The following is a 15,135-nucleotide window of genomic DNA, read 5'->3' as shown; positions in this document are numbered from 1 at the left end:
AAAGTAGGCTTATTGCAGGAAGTGGCCGACCAGGGACACGACTACCGACGACAATGCATTGTCCTCCGCCAAATAGTCGCCATGGCCCGCCGGCAATATCGCCAGCCGCGCATTTGGCAACAGGCACGATAATGCCACTGCATGTTCCGACGAAACCACGTCCTGGTCGCCGTTCAGGATCAGAGTAGGAGCTACGATCCTTTGAATAACGGAATCAGGAATATCTTTAAAGTTCACCATACGGTCCTTGTCCCGGTTAAACATCGCCGACAATGCTGCCGGATCGGGGTTGATGGCGCGGAAGGCGTCGGCCAGTTCCTTCGGCAGTTGCTCGATGGTAGCATTCGGCATCTGCTCAAAGAAGCCGGGAGGCATGCCGTCGCGGCGATAGTTGGCAGAAGCAACAACCAGTTTGTTGACCAGTTGCGGGTGGCGGATCGCTACCTGTAATGTAGTCGTACCGCCATTACTGAAGCCGAAAACATTCGCCTTCGTGATCTTAAGTTGTCGCAGCAGTTCGGCCACATCGTCCGCATCCTGCTCAAAGCTGTAAGCCCGGTCGATGTCGGCAGTATGCCCATGCGCCTGCATTTCTACAGCTATCACGCGGTGTTGGCGCGACAACAAAGGTAAAATGTGACCGAAGTTGGAACCGATCGTAGAGCCGCCGCCGTGGATCAGCACGAGCGGAAAGCCTTCACCGTGTATCTCGTAATACATATTTAAGCCGTTCACCTGGGCGTACTGCCCCTTTTGTGCGTTCATAGAAAGCTGTGTTAATAGTAAGCAGATCAATATACAACAAGCGCGTAGCATGGTGTTAGATTTTCAGCAAACTTAAGTGCTTCCCGCCATAGAAACGGGTGTCGATCCCGCCAAAAGGAGGGGAGATTACGACAAACAAGGAAAGTATAGCCGGATTCGGCTTGCAAAGCTCGACGCAGCCTGCTATTTTAGCGGCCGGACCATTTAACCCACTTTTACCATGCGATTTTTAAACGGACTAATCTTGCTTATCGCCTCCACGTGCCTGTTACCCGCCTGTAAAAAGGAAGAAGACAACATGATCCGGCTCAGTACCCGCGATGTTGGCGTGTATGCCGGACAATCAGCCGAAGTCGAAATTCTCAAAGGCCAGGGCGCCTATACGGCTACTTCTGCTGACGAATCTATTGCCAAAGTAACGGTACAGGGTAACCGACTCGTGATCACGACCAACGTAGTCGGACAGACGAAAGTAACGGTAACCGGCACTGGCAGCCAAACGGCCGTGATCAATGTGCATTCTACCATTCTGTCTGGTACCTGGTACCGCGACGAATCGGATAAAGCAAAGGCGCCGGAAATCTATGTAGAGTCTACTAACACTGGCTTTAACACCGGCCTGGAAGCAGAAATGCAGGCGCAACTTGCGGAACCTGTCGGCAAACGGCTCTTTTTTATGTTCAATGCCACCAATGAACCGAAGTTCAGGGAGATTCACGGCGATAACATCTATGCAGAAGGTACCTACGCCTTTAGTAATCTTACGCTTACCATGAAGTACCCTAACAATACGGAGGTAGTATACAAACTTGAGCCAGTAGCCGGCACGCCGCGCCTGATGAAGTTTACGCAGGACGCTACCGCTAAATACCAGGCCGCCTATCCCGAAAGAGGCATTACTAAAGTAACGATCGTTCGCTACCTGCAGATGCAATTCAACCCGGGTTGATACAACCCAAGCCGGCAGGGCGTTACAGCCTGCCGGCCGTGAATAATCCGCCTGTCGTACCCCGTTCCGCCGCAAATAACCCTACCTTCGCTCCTCAACCGAATGTTATGCAAAGTGTTAAGATCATCGGAACTGAAATACTGTCCGATAACTGGTATGTATTGAAGAAGATAACGTACGAATACCGCAACAGGAACGGTACCTGGGACAAACACAGCCGCGAGGCCTACGATCGCGGCAACGGCGCTACGATCTTATTGTACAATAAAACGAAGAGGACGGTGGTGCTGGTCAACCAGTTCCGCCTGCCAACCTTCATCAACGGTAACGAAACGGGTATGCTCATCGAAGCCTGCGCCGGGCTGCTGGACCAGAACAATCCAGAGGATTGCATTATGCGTGAAACGCAGGAGGAGACAGGTTATCACATCACTGCACCGGTAAAGGTGTTTGAAGCGTATATGTCGCCAGGTTCTGTAACAGAGATATTGTATTTTTTTATCGCCGAATATGACGACTCACACAAACAAAGCACCGGTGGCGGAATCGAAGAAGAGCAGGAGAATATAGAAGTCCTGGAAATTCCTTTTGATAAGGCCATAGAGATGATCAGGACCGGCGAGATAAAGGACGGCAAAACGATCATGCTGTTGCAATACTTACAGATACACATCTTCGCCTAAAAGGAAAAGGCTGCCGATTGACCCGGCAGCCTTTTTTATCAATGCTCATGCGCTTCCCCGGCGTTCGTCATCTTTGCCAGTACGAAGAAGGCGCCTTTCACAACGATCTTTGCGTCGGCCGGTACTTCCTTTAATAGGGTAATTTCCGTGTAACCGATGTCGGTAGTACCACGTGCTACGGGTATGCGTTCGAAGTGGTCGTCTTTGGCCAGGAAGATGAAGTCCTGCCCCTGGTGACGTACGATGGCTGCAGTGGGGACAGCGGGCACGGTGGCTTTCTCCAGGCTGATGATAGCGGTGATGTTCATGCCATCTATCAGTCCGGCTTTATCGCCTTCTACCCGCGCGTGTACAGACACTGCTTTGCTTTCGCCTTCAAAGGAGGAGCCCAGGGAGAAGATCGTGGCATCATATTCTTTACCGGGATTGTTCGTCAGCGTGAAGTGGATCGTTTGTTGTTCGCGCAATCTTGATAGATCCTTTTCATAGACGTACAAGTCCAGGTGCAGCTGGCTGTTGTCCACTATTTCTGCAATGCTCGAGCCGGGAGAAACATAGCTGCCCGTCTTCATCAACACGCTGCTCACCACACCTTTGATCGGGCTGGTCACCGTGAGTACACTCGCCAGGTGTTGCTGCGACACCTTTGCAGGATTCAGTCCCATGAGTTGCAGTTGTGCTTCCAGTGAAGTTTTACGTGCCCGTAAACCTCTCAGTTCCGCATCTGCTGCCTGCAGGTTCTTCAACACGCCGGCATTACCTTCGTTGAGTTCTTTCTGGCGCGAATACTCTAATTCCGCCAGTGCTACCCTGGCGTTCACTCCCAGGTAATCTTCCTGTGCCTGGATGAACTCCGGGTTCACGATCGTGGCGATGGGCTGTCCTTTGTTTACAGGGCTGCCGGGCTGCACCAGCAACGATTTGATCATGCCGCTGTAGAGTGGACTGATACTGGCTTTATTCTGATTCGGTACCTGTAACATGCCGTTGGCCTTCACCGAGGCGGTCAGTTGTTTCTGCTCTATCGATCCGGTCTCAATGCCCACACTGGCGATCTGTTCTGCCGTGAGTGTGGCCGTATTAGTTTCTTCATGCTCCGCATGTTCTTCGTGTTCTTCATGTGCGTGCGCTTCCTGTTTAGGGTCTGCGCAGGCGGCCAGTAGCAACAGGAGGCAGCTGATAAATAAGTTCCTTTTCATATTATTGATTGATGAAGTAGTAGTAATGAATAACGGATTGATTGTACGCATGCAGGCTTTCCAGGTAATGCTGACGGATGTCGGTGGCCTGCGCCAGGTACTGCGATAGCGCGGGGAAGCCGATCTCGCCCGCGCGATAAGCCATGGCAGATGCTTTGATGATCTCCGCCGCCTGCTGTAAAGCCGTTTCCTCGTAAAAGCGAAGCATCGCACTGTTCTTCTCCACTTCTTTTTCCGCCTGCGTCTTAGCGGTGGCGAACAGCTGCCGGTCATACGTGTACTGCTTCTGCTGTATACTTGCCGCTGCCTCCGCGACCCTTACTTTCTGGCGGGATGCGCCTGCGCTGAATAGCGGGATGGCAGCAGTAACAGAGAAGCCGGTGAACGGATCACTCAGGCCATACAATCGTTGCGTAAAGAAGCGCCCGGAAAACTCAGGCCTGTTCTCGTTCTTCGCAACGGAGATGCCCGCATTGGCAATCGCTGCCTGCTGTTGCTGTGCCATCGCCAGGGGATGCAGGCTATCTGCGCCTGTTTGCGTCACTGCGAGTTTCGTCATTTGTGTATCCGGTGGCAGCCAGCTGTCTGTCGTGTTCAGCAGCTGCATCAGTTCCCGTTGCTGTATTTGCATATCATTGGCCGCCTGTTCCACCAACGCCTGCAGTTCCTTCATTTTTACATGGGCCGCTATACTGTCCAGGCCTGGACTGTCGCCTGTCTTCACTTTCAGTACCGCAGCGGCCCGCAACTCTCGGTAGATGCTGTCTAACTGCCGGTACAGTCGCTGCTTGTCCTGCAGGTACCATAGTTCATAGTATACGGCGCGCACCTGTCGTGTTACTTCTGCACTGATCACAGCCTGCTGCGCCTCGGCGTAACGCAGCTGCCTGTTGTAAAGTGTCTTTTGCGCTTTGTACAAACCAGGCCAGGCAATGCTTTGCGATAAGCCGATCTTTAAAATGCCCTGCTGATCACTCGGTCGCAGGTCTTCGTTCTCCGCAAACACGCCTGTCTTAGGTAGCAGCCCTGCTGTACGTACCTGCTGCCGGCTCTTGCTCACGGCATCCCGCTGAATATCTATTTGCATATTTTGCTTCGCGGCATCCAACACTTCATTGATGCCTGCGCGATGTTGCGCCTGCGTTGGTATTGCAAATATCACCAGCACCGCTACCAGCGCACCCTTGCGGAGCCGCCAGGGGCGTTGAAATAATAAGTATAACAGTGGCAGCACGATCAATGTAAGGAAGGTCGCGGAAAGCAGTCCACCTATCACCACCGTGGCCAAAGGTTTCTGCACTTCCGCACCGGCGCCATTCGATAAGGCCATCGGGATAAACCCGAACGAAGCCACGGTAGCCGTCATCAGTACGGGACGTAACCGAATACGCGCCCCGGCCTTCACTCTTTCAATGGGATCAGACATGCCTTCGTTCGCCAACTGCCGGAAGGTGCTGATCAGCACAATGCCATTGAGTACGGATACACCGAACAACGCGATAAAGCCGACACCCGCCGATATACTAAAAGGCATGTCCCGCAGAAGTAAGGCAAATACGCCACCAATCGCGCTCATAGGAATGGCGGTGAAGATGAGCAACGCTTCTTTCATTGAATGGAAAGTGAAATATAGTAACAACAGTATCAGCGCCAACGCAACGGGAACGGCTACCTGTAACCGGCTGTTCGCCCGCTCCAGGTTCTGGAATGCGCCACCATACGTAAAGTAGTATCCGGTGGGCAATACGTGCGCCTTCGTCAGCCGCTCCTGTATGTCGTTTACCACGCTTTGCACATCTCTACCCCGAACGTTAAATCCGACGACTACACGCCGTTTGCCTTCCTCGCGGCTGATCTGTGCCGGCCCTTCCTCGAAGGATACGGTAGCTACCTGTGAAAGTGGTATTTGCCCGCCCTCGGGCAATGCGATAAACAGGCTGCCCACATCTTCGATAGATGCCCGGTGCGCACTGTCCAGCCGCACGACTAAGTCGTACCGGCGTTCGTTCTCAAACACAGCACCTGCGGCTTCTCCGGCAAAAGCTGTACGCACGGCCTGGTTAATGTCGGTGATGTTCATGCCATAACCGGCAATACGTGCGCGGTCGTAACGAATGGTGATCTGCGGCAGACCGGCGGTTTGTTCTACGGCCGGTGCCGTCACGCCTTCAATATTGCGGATCAGTGATGCGACTTTTGGTGCCAATGCGGCCAGGGTGTCGAGGTTTTCGCCAAACACTTTAATCGCTACATCCTGTCGTACGCCGGTCATCAGCTCGTTGAAGCGCATCTGTATTGGTTGGTTGACTTCGAAAAACACCCCCGGTATACTTTGTAGCTTTTCTTCGATCATCTCACCCAGTTCGCGGTAGTCCTTCGTGGTCGTCCATTCGCTTTTCGGTTTCAGTACGATCACAAGGTCGGTCGCCTCCGGTGGCATGGGGTCAGTCGGTATTTCTGCACTGCCTGTCTTTCCCACCACCAGCTTCACTTCGGGGAAAGAGCGGATGATGCGGCTCGCCTGCATAGAGGTTTCTACGCTTTGCGAGAGTGAGGTGCCCTGCGGCAATATGCAGTGAAAGGCATAATCGCCTTCTTCCAGCTGCGGAATAAACTCGCCGCCCATCCTTGCAAAGAGAAAGAGGGTGACACCGAAAAGCAGCAGGGTGAAGGCGATCACTTGTTTCCGGAAACGGATCGCCCTTTCCAGTAACGGCGCGTACCAACATTGACAGGCGGCCATCAGCCGGTCGGATAAGGTCGTTTTGGTATTCATTTGTTTTGGGAGGAACAGGGCGCTCATCATCGGGATGTAAGTCATGGACAAGATCAGCGCGCCGATCAGCGCAAACACGACGGTCTGCGCCATAGGGGCGAACATCTTGCCCTCAATCCCTGTCAGCGTGAGGATAGGGATGTATACGATCATGATAATGATCTCCCCAAACGCAGCGCTCTTGCGGGTATGCGAGGCAGATCGGAATACTTCCATATCCATCTCTTCCTGCGTGAGCCGATGCACGGATTGCCTTACGCCTAAATGATGTAAGGTCGCTTCTACAATGATCACAGCACCGTCCACGATCAGCCCAAAGTCAATCGCACCAAGGCTCATCAGGTTAGCACTCACCCCGAAGGTATGCATCATGCCCAAAGCAAATAGCATGGCCAGCGGGATGGCGGAGGCAACAATAAAGCCTGCACGAAGATTGCCGAGAAAGAGTACCAGTACCAATATCACGATCAGCGCGCCTTCTATGAGGTTGGTCTTCACGGTATGGATGGCACGATCTACCAGGTCGGTACGATCGAGGAAAGGCTCTATTACCACGTCTTCGGGCAATGAGCGCTGAATGGTTTTCATACGTTCCTTCACCAAAGCCACGACAGCAGCACTGTTCGCACCTTTACGCATCATCACGATACCCCCGGCAACTTCTTTTTCGCCGTTATAGGTGAGTGAGCCATATCTAACAGCGCTGCCTAAACGTACTTCGGCCACATCGCGCACCAATACAGGAATGCCGTTCACTGTCTTGATCACGATATGCCGGATATCGTCCAGGTTGCTGACCAGGCCTATGCCACGGATGAAGTAAGCGTTGGGCTGCCTGTCAATATAAGCCCCGCCGGTATTTTCGTTGTTACGTTCCAGTGCGGTAAACAGCTCGGCAATCGTTACGTTCATGCCGTTCAGTTTCCCGGGATCAACGGCTACTTCATACTGCTTCAGCATGCCACCGAAACTAACGACTTCGGCTACACCCTTTGTCCCGTATAGTTGTCGCGCTACGATCCAATCCTGCATACTGCGCAGGTCCATGGCCGAATACTTTTGCTCCGCGCCCTTTTTCGGATGCAGTACGTATTGGTAGATCTCTCCCAAACCGGTGCTCAGCGGCGCCAGTTCGGGCTGACCAATGCCTTGCGGAATTTGTTCAACGGCTTCTTTCAACTGTTCGCCGATCAGCTGACGGGCGAAGTAAATGTCAGTCTGGTCTTCGAACACTACGGTCACAACAGACAAACCGAAGCGGGAGATGGAACGCATCTCCACCAGGTCGGGCAAATTAGCCAGACTACGTTCAATCGGCGCAGTAACGAGTTGCTCCGTTTCCTGAGCGGCCAGGGTAGGCGCCACCGTAATGATCTGCACCTGGTTATTGGTGATGTCGGGCACGGCGTCTACCGGTAAACGGGCGGCGCTCCACAGTCCCCACGATATAAGCGCCAGGGTGAGCAGACCGACCACCAGCTTGTTCTTGATAGAAAAGAGAATGATCTTATTTAACATGGTAATGGGTTTCGCTCGGGCACACATAATAGCATGCACGATGTTTAGCGCGGTTAGTTAATCGCGATCAGTAATAAAAATGTAAGGAGGATTAAGCCGTTAACCGGGGCGGCTGCCAGATGGGGAGGGGCATTTCGCTCACATCAGGAACGAACGTGGAGGCATACACGATGATCGCATACAACGGAGCCGCTGTGGCTACTATGAATGGTGCTTTCATCGATTGAATGGAGCAACAGGCGCAGGCGCAGAAAGGGGAGCAGGCATCTGCATGCTGCTCGTGTTCCTGATGCTCCGGTTGATGAAAAGCCGTCGGCGTCGCTTCTTCCGCGCAGGCATCTATCCCGTCCCGGCAGGGAAGGATGCTGAGCACCAGCAGGAAGAACGCTAACAAGACCGGGAACAATTTCATCGCGTCAAATGTAAAGAAATCTGACTATAACTCGTTCCTCAAAAAAGGCAACGATGTTGTATAACGGTTTTAAGTATGTTTGCTCCGCTAAAATTCCATGGTATGAAAACGCCCCTTATCTTACTTCACGGCGCGCTGGGCGCTGCCGCACAATTTGAAAAACTCGCGAAGGAACTGTCGGACTACTATGAGGTGCACGTGCCCAACCTGCCAGGCCACGGCGGCACCCGTATGCCCGACGAGTCTTTCTCCATAGCCCTTTTCGCCGACGCCCTGGCCGGCTACATTCGCACTAACGACCTGGAGCAGCCCTCTATCTTCGGTTATAGTATGGGTGGATATGTGGCCATGTACCTGGCAAGGCATTTCCCGAACATGCCAGGTAACATCATCACCCTGGGTACGAAGTTCCACTGGGATGCTCCCACCGCCGCCCGCGAACTTAAAATGCTCGACCCCGGCACCATCGAAACCAAAGTCCCGGCCTTTGCCAGTGCCCTCGCAACCCTGCACGCCCCCAACGACTGGAAAGAGGTAGTCCACAACACCGCCCTGATGCTCGAAGAAATGGGTCGCCACAACCCTTTGTCCCTGGATGATTATAAGGACATCAAATCCCCGTCCCTCATCATGTTGGGCGACCGGGATAAGATGGTTACCCTGGACGAGACCGCCGCCGTATACCGCCAGCTACCCGCCGCACAGATGGCCGTGCTCCCCGGTACCCCGCATCCGATCGAGCAGGTGGAGGTGGAGTTGCTGAGTGGGATGATCGGGAGGGTTTAATAAAGGCACTCTACCGTCACGGAACCGTCACCCAACCATCACTGAACCATCGGTTGGGTACTTAAACCGGCTCAGGAGTAGCTGCTAAGCTGCCGGTTTTGAGGTCTTCGCGTCGCCCAATGTCCCTGCATCCTCCCACGATCCTTGATGTCGGTTGCTGTCAAGTTGCTGGTTTACTGCTGTTACAGGCTGTTGACAGCAAGGATCCTCAATGAATTACTACCCTTTCACCGCCGCCCGGCCTGCCACGCGACCTGAAAACAGGCAGCCGCCGAGGAAGGTGCCTTCGAGTGCGCGGTAGCCGTGCATGCCTCCGCCGCCGAAGCCGGCCGCTTCGCCAGCGGCAAATAGGCCGCCAATGGGCTGGTTGTCAGCGTTCAACACCTGGCTGTCGAGGTTGGTGGCCAGTCCACCAAGGCTCTTGCGGGTGAGTATGTGCAGTTTTACTGCGATGAGGGGCGTTTGCGACAATATCTTGTGAGGAGGGGCGGTGCGGATCAGGCGGTCGCCAAGATACTGGCGGGCGTTACGGATAGCCATGATCTGGGCGTCTTTACAGAACTTGTTGTCCAACTGGGCATCGCGGGCGTGCAGTTGGGCGAAGATGTCGGTGTAGTGGAGGGGTACACCGTTATTCAGGGCGTTCATGCGGTCCACCATTTCGGACAGGCCACCCGCCACGATGAAGTCCGGGCCTTTTTCCTTAAAAGCCTCTACGGGCTCGGTAGCGCGTTTGCCCACGGCGCGTTTAAGCACCTGGCGCCATTGTTTATTCGTGAGATCCGGGTTTTGTTCTGAGCCGGACAGGGCGAATTCTTTCTTAATAATGGGCTGGTCGAGGATGAACCAGGAATGCTCGTAGCCACTGTGCATCAGGTAGTCGAGGGTGCCCAGGGTATCGAAGCCGGGAAACAAGGGTGCGGGCAGCCGTTTGCCGCCGCCGTCGAGCCAGATGGAAGAGGGGCCTGGCAGTATGCGGATGCCGTGTTGCCGCCAGATGGGCGCCCAGTTCCGGATACCTTCGGTGTAATGCCACATGCGGTCCGGGTTGATGATACGGGCGCCCGCCTGTTGTGAGATGCCCAACATCCGGCCGTCTACATGCTGGGGTACGCCGCTTAACAGGTGCTGGGGGGCTTTGCCGAGACGGGAGGGCCAGTTAGCCCTCACCAGGTCATGATTGCCGCCGATGCCGCCAGCGGTGATGATCACCTGGCTCGCTTCGAAATGAAAGTCGCCGGTAACGGTAGCCGGCTCGTGCGCGCCACGTACTGCAGCCGAAGCACGCAGTATACTGCCTCTAACACCTTTTACCGCACCATTAATGATCTCCAGCTCATCCACCCGATGCCTGAACCGAAAGTCGATCAGCCCCTTGGTCACCGCCTCCTGCGCCAGTTGTATAAACGGCGCCACTACGCCCGGCCCCGTACCCCAGGTTACATGGAACCGGGGCACTGAGTTGCCATGACCAATGGCTCCATACCCGCCGCGTTCCGCCCACCCCACAACGGGGAAGTAGCGCAGTCCGCGGGCTTTTAACCATTCGTATTTTTCGGTGGCCGCAAATGTCACGTACGCCTCCGCCCACTTACGTGGCCAATAGTCTTCTTCCCGATCAAAAGCCGCAGTACCCATCCAATCCTGCATCGCCAGCTCCAGGCTGTCCTTAATGCCCATCCGCCGTTGCATAGGAGAGTTGACGAGAAACAATCCGCCGAATGACCAAAACGCCTGTCCGCCCAGGTTTCGTTCGCCTTCCTGCTCCAGGACGGTTACACGTTTACCTGCGGCTGCCAGTTCACAGGCAGCAGTTAACCCGGAGAGGCCGGCGCCAATAATGAGGGTAGTGGAGGGGTGCGGCATCGTGGAATGTTTAGTGGTCTGTTGAATTTAAACAGAAAATGGCAGATGCGTGCATTTGCCCCTTCAAAATGTCACATTCGCCCCCCGTTTCAGATTTCGGTACGTTGTATGTTTGTATCAACAAAACACGTACGGTATGAACAACGCAATCTATCCATGTCTCATCCTCAAAGGAAAAATAGAAGAAGCAGCACCTTTTTATATCGACGCCTTCGGTGACGGTAAAGTCGGCAACACATCTCCCTGGGTGATCGAAATAGCACTCAGCGGACAAAAGATCATGTTGCTGAACGATGGCACGCAATCCTTGCCCAGTCCTGCCATCTCATTTATGGTGACCAGCCGAACGCCCGAAGAAACGGACCGTTACTGGAGTAAATTGTCGGAAGGAGGTACGGTGCTGATGGCGCTGGATAAATATCCCTGGAGCGAGAAGTATGGCTGGCTGCAGGATAAATTCGGCGTAAGCTGGCAACTGATGACAGGCCCCGAAAGCGATGTGCCACAGAAGTTTTGTCCCAGCCTGATGTTCACCGGCCCAAACGCCGGTAAAGCCAAACAGGCGATCGAAGAACTCACGTCCCTCTTCCCGGATTCAAGTATTCGTGGCATCATGAACTATGCAGAAGGGGATGGGGATGATACGTCGAACGTGAAACATGCGCAGTTCACGATCAATGATTATACGATGATGGCGATGGACAGCTCCTTCGATCATCAATTCAACTTCGTAGAGGCGGTTTCGTTAGTGGTGGAATGTGCCGATCAGGCAGAGATCGATAAGTACTGGAACACGCTCACCGCTAACGGCGGCAAGGAAGTAATGTGCGGCTGGCTGCGCGATAAATACGGTATCAGCTGGCAAATCATCCCGAAAGATCTGGGCAAGTGGATGAAAGATCCAGCCCGTGCGCACCGGGTGATGGACAAGGTATTGAAGATGAAGAAACTGATCTACGCAGAGCTGGAAAACGCTTAAACTTCACCGCGCCGCCGTGGGCTTAACCCGTGGCGGCGCGACATAAAAAAGGCGGCCCCTGCGGGCCACCCCATCTATCATAGCAAGAAAAATATCGCAAATGGCCATAGGTAATGCCAGGCCCGTTTTAAGCGTAAAAAGTTAATCCTCCTGCCTTCGGGACACCGCATGCTGCGCCACTGGACGCGTCGTCCGGAAGCCCGCCATGTCGTACAACGGACAAATCCCCTTCAACCCCGTTTGCAATAACATAGGCCCGATCAGTAATAACAAAAGGTCCGATAACTGGAAACGTGTATGTGTCAGGTAAATGCCGATCAGTGCAAGTGCCAGTACGATGCGGATGCTGCGGTCGATGATTCCGAGGTTGTTTTTCATACATTGGAAGTTTGATGGAACGAAGATAGGGGGCTGATTAAGAGTGGGTAATGATGGTTGTCAGGCAAAAAGATGATTGTGGAAGTAAGATCATCCGGGAAATATGTATTTTCGTCCTCATATCCTTATCTCTATGTTTATTATTTACGGCAATCGCTCCGCGCGCATTAAGCGGGAGAACTATAATGGCGCCGCCTGTTCCAATTGTAAAAGCTTCGGCGCCGAAGTGTCTACCTATCGCAAGTACTTTCACGTCTTTTATGCGCCTATGCTGGCCTGGGGCCGTAAAACAGCCGTAGCACAATGTGTCTGCGGTCATCATTGGACGGATGAAGTCACCGCCGAACAAGCGCGACAGGCAAAAACACCCGTTTATTTGTATTCGCTGCTGTTCGTGTTCGCCATCGGCATCGCTGCCCTCGGCTACAGCATTTCGAAAGATAAGGAAAACACAAAGCTTTACGTGGCAGCGCCGCAGGAAGGTGATGTATACCTGATAAAGAGCGAGTCCATGGGGTCGCACTACTATTTTCTGCGGCTGGAAAAGGCGGCCGGAGATAGCGTTACTTTTCTTCATAATGAACTCAGGTACAACCGCTACGTTAGTAAGTTTGCAAAAGACGATTACTTCGATGGCAATGACGCCTGGACGATGTCAAAACAGGACTTGTTACAGATGTACAATGACGGGGAAGTAAAGGAAGTGATGCGTTACTATGACGATTACGAAGGCTTTGGCCGCATCCACTAATACACCGCAATCATATGCGTCCTTATTGAATCCGCCGTCGGACTCTGCTGCCCGTTCGTTAGCAAAGTAATGGCCGTGGAAGGCTGCGCGGGCATATGGCAATCGATACAATTCTGTTGCAGGGTGGCCGATGGCTTTGAGCGTAGCTTACAGAACTGCGGGCTATCGGGTTGATGGCAACTCATACAACGCTGCGAAAATACCTGCATATTACTCCGCTCGCTCGTATGCGGATCGTGGCAAGAACCGCAGGTCATTTGCTGGCTGCCGGAAAAACATTTACTGGCCGTCAGCAATTGATATTGGTTGCCATGTACATCTACCTGTTTGGAAGGGAAGGGGGCCGTGGGCATCAGGAACTCGGACAGTGCATCGCCGGGTTTGAAGTCGAAGGCGGAGCGTTGCATCGGTTTCAATCCTGAGTGGCAAAGGGCACACATGTCCAGCTGCTGCTGCCGGCTTAGTTTGCCGGGATGCTTCATTGCGTGAGCCGTCTTCTCCTGCGGATGTTGATTGTGGTAATCTACGTGTTCCGCCGCGGGGCCGTGGCAACGTTGGCAATCAATTCCAGCTAACAGTTTGTTATGCTCAAACGTTTCTTTCAATTGTAAATTCTCCTGCTTCACTTCTGCTATCCCGATCATCGAACTATGGCAACCAAAACAAGTGCTGGGAATGACGCGGTCGAACTTCGGATGATCTGCCGGGAAGCCCGGACTATTGGCCCAGCTGTTGGCCGGTACGAACCACGAGATGGGAAGCTGAAAATATTGGCCGTTTTGCCAATACAAGGAAGTCTGCGCTTTTCTGCCCGACCCGATCACAATGTCGAACGGTTGCTCCTGGCCGTTGGTGCGCTGTACCAGTCGTTCGCCTTTTTTCTCCAGGACTACTTCCGTACCATTGCTGAAATGAAATACATTGCCCGGCGCGTTGAAGTCACCTTTCACTGTACCGGCTGTGGCTAAGGCAGATGTATGTGCATGTGCAGTTTGAGTGTAAGCGTCGTAAACTGACTGGTGACAACTGGCGCAGGTGTTGGCGGCGGCGTATTGTTCGCCCCTGGGGTCGGCAGGCGGGGTGGGCTTGCTGATGCAACGGGAAAGCGCGAAAGCACAGGCGATAATGGCGGCCGTAATACCAAGCTGTCGTTTGTTCATGCAGGTGGAATGTAATTAAATATACAAAATAGCTATCTATTTAAATCCTATATTTGTTTAATTGTAGAACAAAATAAACTTAATAATGGTCACCAGTATAAAGCCCATTTCATCCAAATCTATGGCCGAACAGGTAGAGCAAAGCCTGAGAGAGTACTTTGCCAAAGAAGCCTTCAAGCCGGGCGATCCCCTTCCCACCGAACTGGAACTGGCCGCAGCCTTAGGTGTTAGCCGAAACGTAGTACGTGAAGCCTTGAGCCGCTTCAAAATGCTGGGCATCATCGAAAGCAAAAAGAAGATGGGCATGGTGATCTCCAACCCCGATATCGTCGGCACGTTTGAAAAGGTACTCACGCCCGAAATCATGGACGAAGCCACGTTGCAGGACTTGTTTGAACTGCGGCTCGCATTGGAAATGGGCATTGCAGATCTGTTGTACCTGCGCAAAACAGCGGAGGACCTGGACGAGCTGGAGGAGATTGCCTCCCGCGAGGTAAAGGGCAACAGTTTCCGCATCAGCACCGAAATTGCGTTTCATGGCAAGTTGTACGAGATGACAGGTAACAATACCCTGAAACGTTTCCAGACGATGCTGCTGCCGATCTTCGGCTACGTGCTGAAGCTGGAGAATAAGAAGTACGTCGCCGGTAAAGTAAGTCACCAGGGATTGGTGAAAATTCTCCGTAAAGGTACCCCCGAAGCCTTCACTGAGGGCATGCGCTCTCATTTACAACCGCATTTCGATCGCATCCGGTTACTAAATAAGAAACGTTAGTCCCCCTTTTTAGCCAGCTTTTTTTCCGCTATCAATCAATTGTACGTATCTCCCTACTTGTCATGGCGGGCGGGGCGTGGCCGGCTCTTTGAGGTGAGCGACTCCTATCGCGTACTTCCAACACTTCATAAATTTTTA

At 53.1% G+C, this 15,135-nt stretch carries 13 protein-coding genes; 6 read left to right on the top strand and 7 right to left on the bottom strand.

Translation table 11 applies throughout. The features are described from left to right. Positions 1–9 precede the first annotated feature (9 nt). On the bottom strand, positions 10–765 hold the full coding sequence (locus MKQ68_RS10030) for an alpha/beta fold hydrolase (RefSeq protein WP_244839107.1): 756 nt from the start codon (positions 763–765) through the stop codon (positions 10–12). 244 nt (positions 766–1,009) lie between these two features. On the opposite strand from MKQ68_RS10030, the gene MKQ68_RS10025 reads away from it, so the two are divergent. Beyond that, entirely contained in the window at positions 1,010–1,714 is a 705-nt protein-coding gene (locus MKQ68_RS10025; protein WP_244839108.1) for a hypothetical protein, read from the top strand. A 107-nt stretch (positions 1,715–1,821) separates the two neighbouring features. Next, a complete protein-coding gene (gene nudK / locus MKQ68_RS10020; protein ID WP_264283171.1) occupies positions 1,822–2,397 on the top strand; it encodes a GDP-mannose pyrophosphatase NudK in 576 nt (191 codons plus the stop codon). Positions 2,398–2,435: 38 nt separating this feature from the next. Here the strand turns inward: nudK and MKQ68_RS10015 are convergent, their stop codons facing one another. The 3 genes from MKQ68_RS10015 to MKQ68_RS10005 form a co-directional block, all read right to left on the bottom strand. Next, positions 2,436–3,596: an efflux RND transporter periplasmic adaptor subunit gene (locus MKQ68_RS10015; RefSeq protein WP_264283170.1), complete on the bottom strand. Its 1,161-nt coding sequence runs from the start codon at positions 3,594–3,596 to the stop codon at positions 2,436–2,438. Between the two features lies 1 nt (position 3,597). Beyond that, complete coding sequence (locus MKQ68_RS10010; RefSeq protein WP_264283169.1) at positions 3,598–7,890, bottom strand: CusA/CzcA family heavy metal efflux RND transporter; 4,293 nt, start codon at positions 7,888–7,890, stop codon at positions 3,598–3,600. A 91-nt stretch (positions 7,891–7,981) separates the two neighbouring features. Then, positions 7,982–8,302: a DUF6660 family protein gene (locus tag MKQ68_RS10005; RefSeq protein WP_244839112.1), complete on the bottom strand. Its 321-nt coding sequence runs from the start codon at positions 8,300–8,302 to the stop codon at positions 7,982–7,984. A gap of 102 nt (positions 8,303–8,404) precedes the next feature. On the opposite strand from MKQ68_RS10005, the gene MKQ68_RS10000 reads away from it, so the two are divergent. Then, positions 8,405–9,088, top strand: a complete 684-nt coding sequence (locus tag MKQ68_RS10000) for an alpha/beta fold hydrolase (protein ID WP_264283168.1) — start codon at positions 8,405–8,407, stop codon at positions 9,086–9,088. Between the two features lie 219 nt (positions 9,089–9,307). On the opposite strand, the gene MKQ68_RS09995 is transcribed toward MKQ68_RS10000, so the two are convergent. Continuing rightward, complete coding sequence (locus MKQ68_RS09995; RefSeq protein WP_264283167.1) at positions 9,308–10,954, bottom strand: FAD-binding dehydrogenase; 1,647 nt, start codon at positions 10,952–10,954, stop codon at positions 9,308–9,310. A 136-nt stretch (positions 10,955–11,090) separates the two neighbouring features. Here MKQ68_RS09995 and MKQ68_RS09990 point away from each other — a divergent pair, with 136 nt between their 5' ends. Next, positions 11,091–11,933: a VOC family protein gene (locus tag MKQ68_RS09990; protein WP_264283166.1), complete on the top strand. Its 843-nt coding sequence runs from the start codon at positions 11,091–11,093 to the stop codon at positions 11,931–11,933. 141 nt (positions 11,934–12,074) lie between these two features. On the opposite strand, the gene MKQ68_RS09985 is transcribed toward MKQ68_RS09990, so the two are convergent. Next, positions 12,075–12,311, bottom strand: coding sequence for a YgaP family membrane protein (locus tag MKQ68_RS09985; protein ID WP_244839117.1), 237 nt, complete (start codon positions 12,309–12,311; stop codon positions 12,075–12,077). A gap of 133 nt (positions 12,312–12,444) precedes the next feature. Between MKQ68_RS09985 and MKQ68_RS09980 the strand changes: the two genes are divergently transcribed. Then, a complete protein-coding gene (locus MKQ68_RS09980; protein ID WP_264283165.1) occupies positions 12,445–13,062 on the top strand; it encodes a zinc ribbon domain-containing protein in 618 nt (205 codons plus the stop codon). Here MKQ68_RS09980 and MKQ68_RS09975 read toward each other — a convergent pair. Further along, positions 13,059–14,222 carry a multiheme c-type cytochrome gene (locus MKQ68_RS09975; RefSeq protein ID WP_264283164.1) on the bottom strand — a complete coding sequence of 388 codons (1,164 nt, stop codon included), beginning with the start codon at positions 14,220–14,222 and terminating at the stop codon, positions 13,059–13,061. The two genes, MKQ68_RS09980 and MKQ68_RS09975, sit on opposite strands and share 4 nt — an antisense overlap. Before the next feature lie 85 nt (positions 14,223–14,307). Here MKQ68_RS09975 and MKQ68_RS09970 point away from each other — a divergent pair, with 85 nt between their 5' ends. After that, positions 14,308–14,997: a FadR/GntR family transcriptional regulator gene (locus MKQ68_RS09970; RefSeq protein WP_264283163.1), complete on the top strand. Its 690-nt coding sequence runs from the start codon at positions 14,308–14,310 to the stop codon at positions 14,995–14,997. Positions 14,998–15,135: the final 138 nt, after the last annotated feature.

The sequence above is a fragment of the Chitinophaga horti genome (assembly GCF_022867795.2).
GTDB lineage: Bacteria > Bacteroidota > Bacteroidia > Chitinophagales > Chitinophagaceae > Chitinophaga > Chitinophaga horti.
This window is presented reverse-complemented; position numbering and strand designations above follow the sequence as displayed.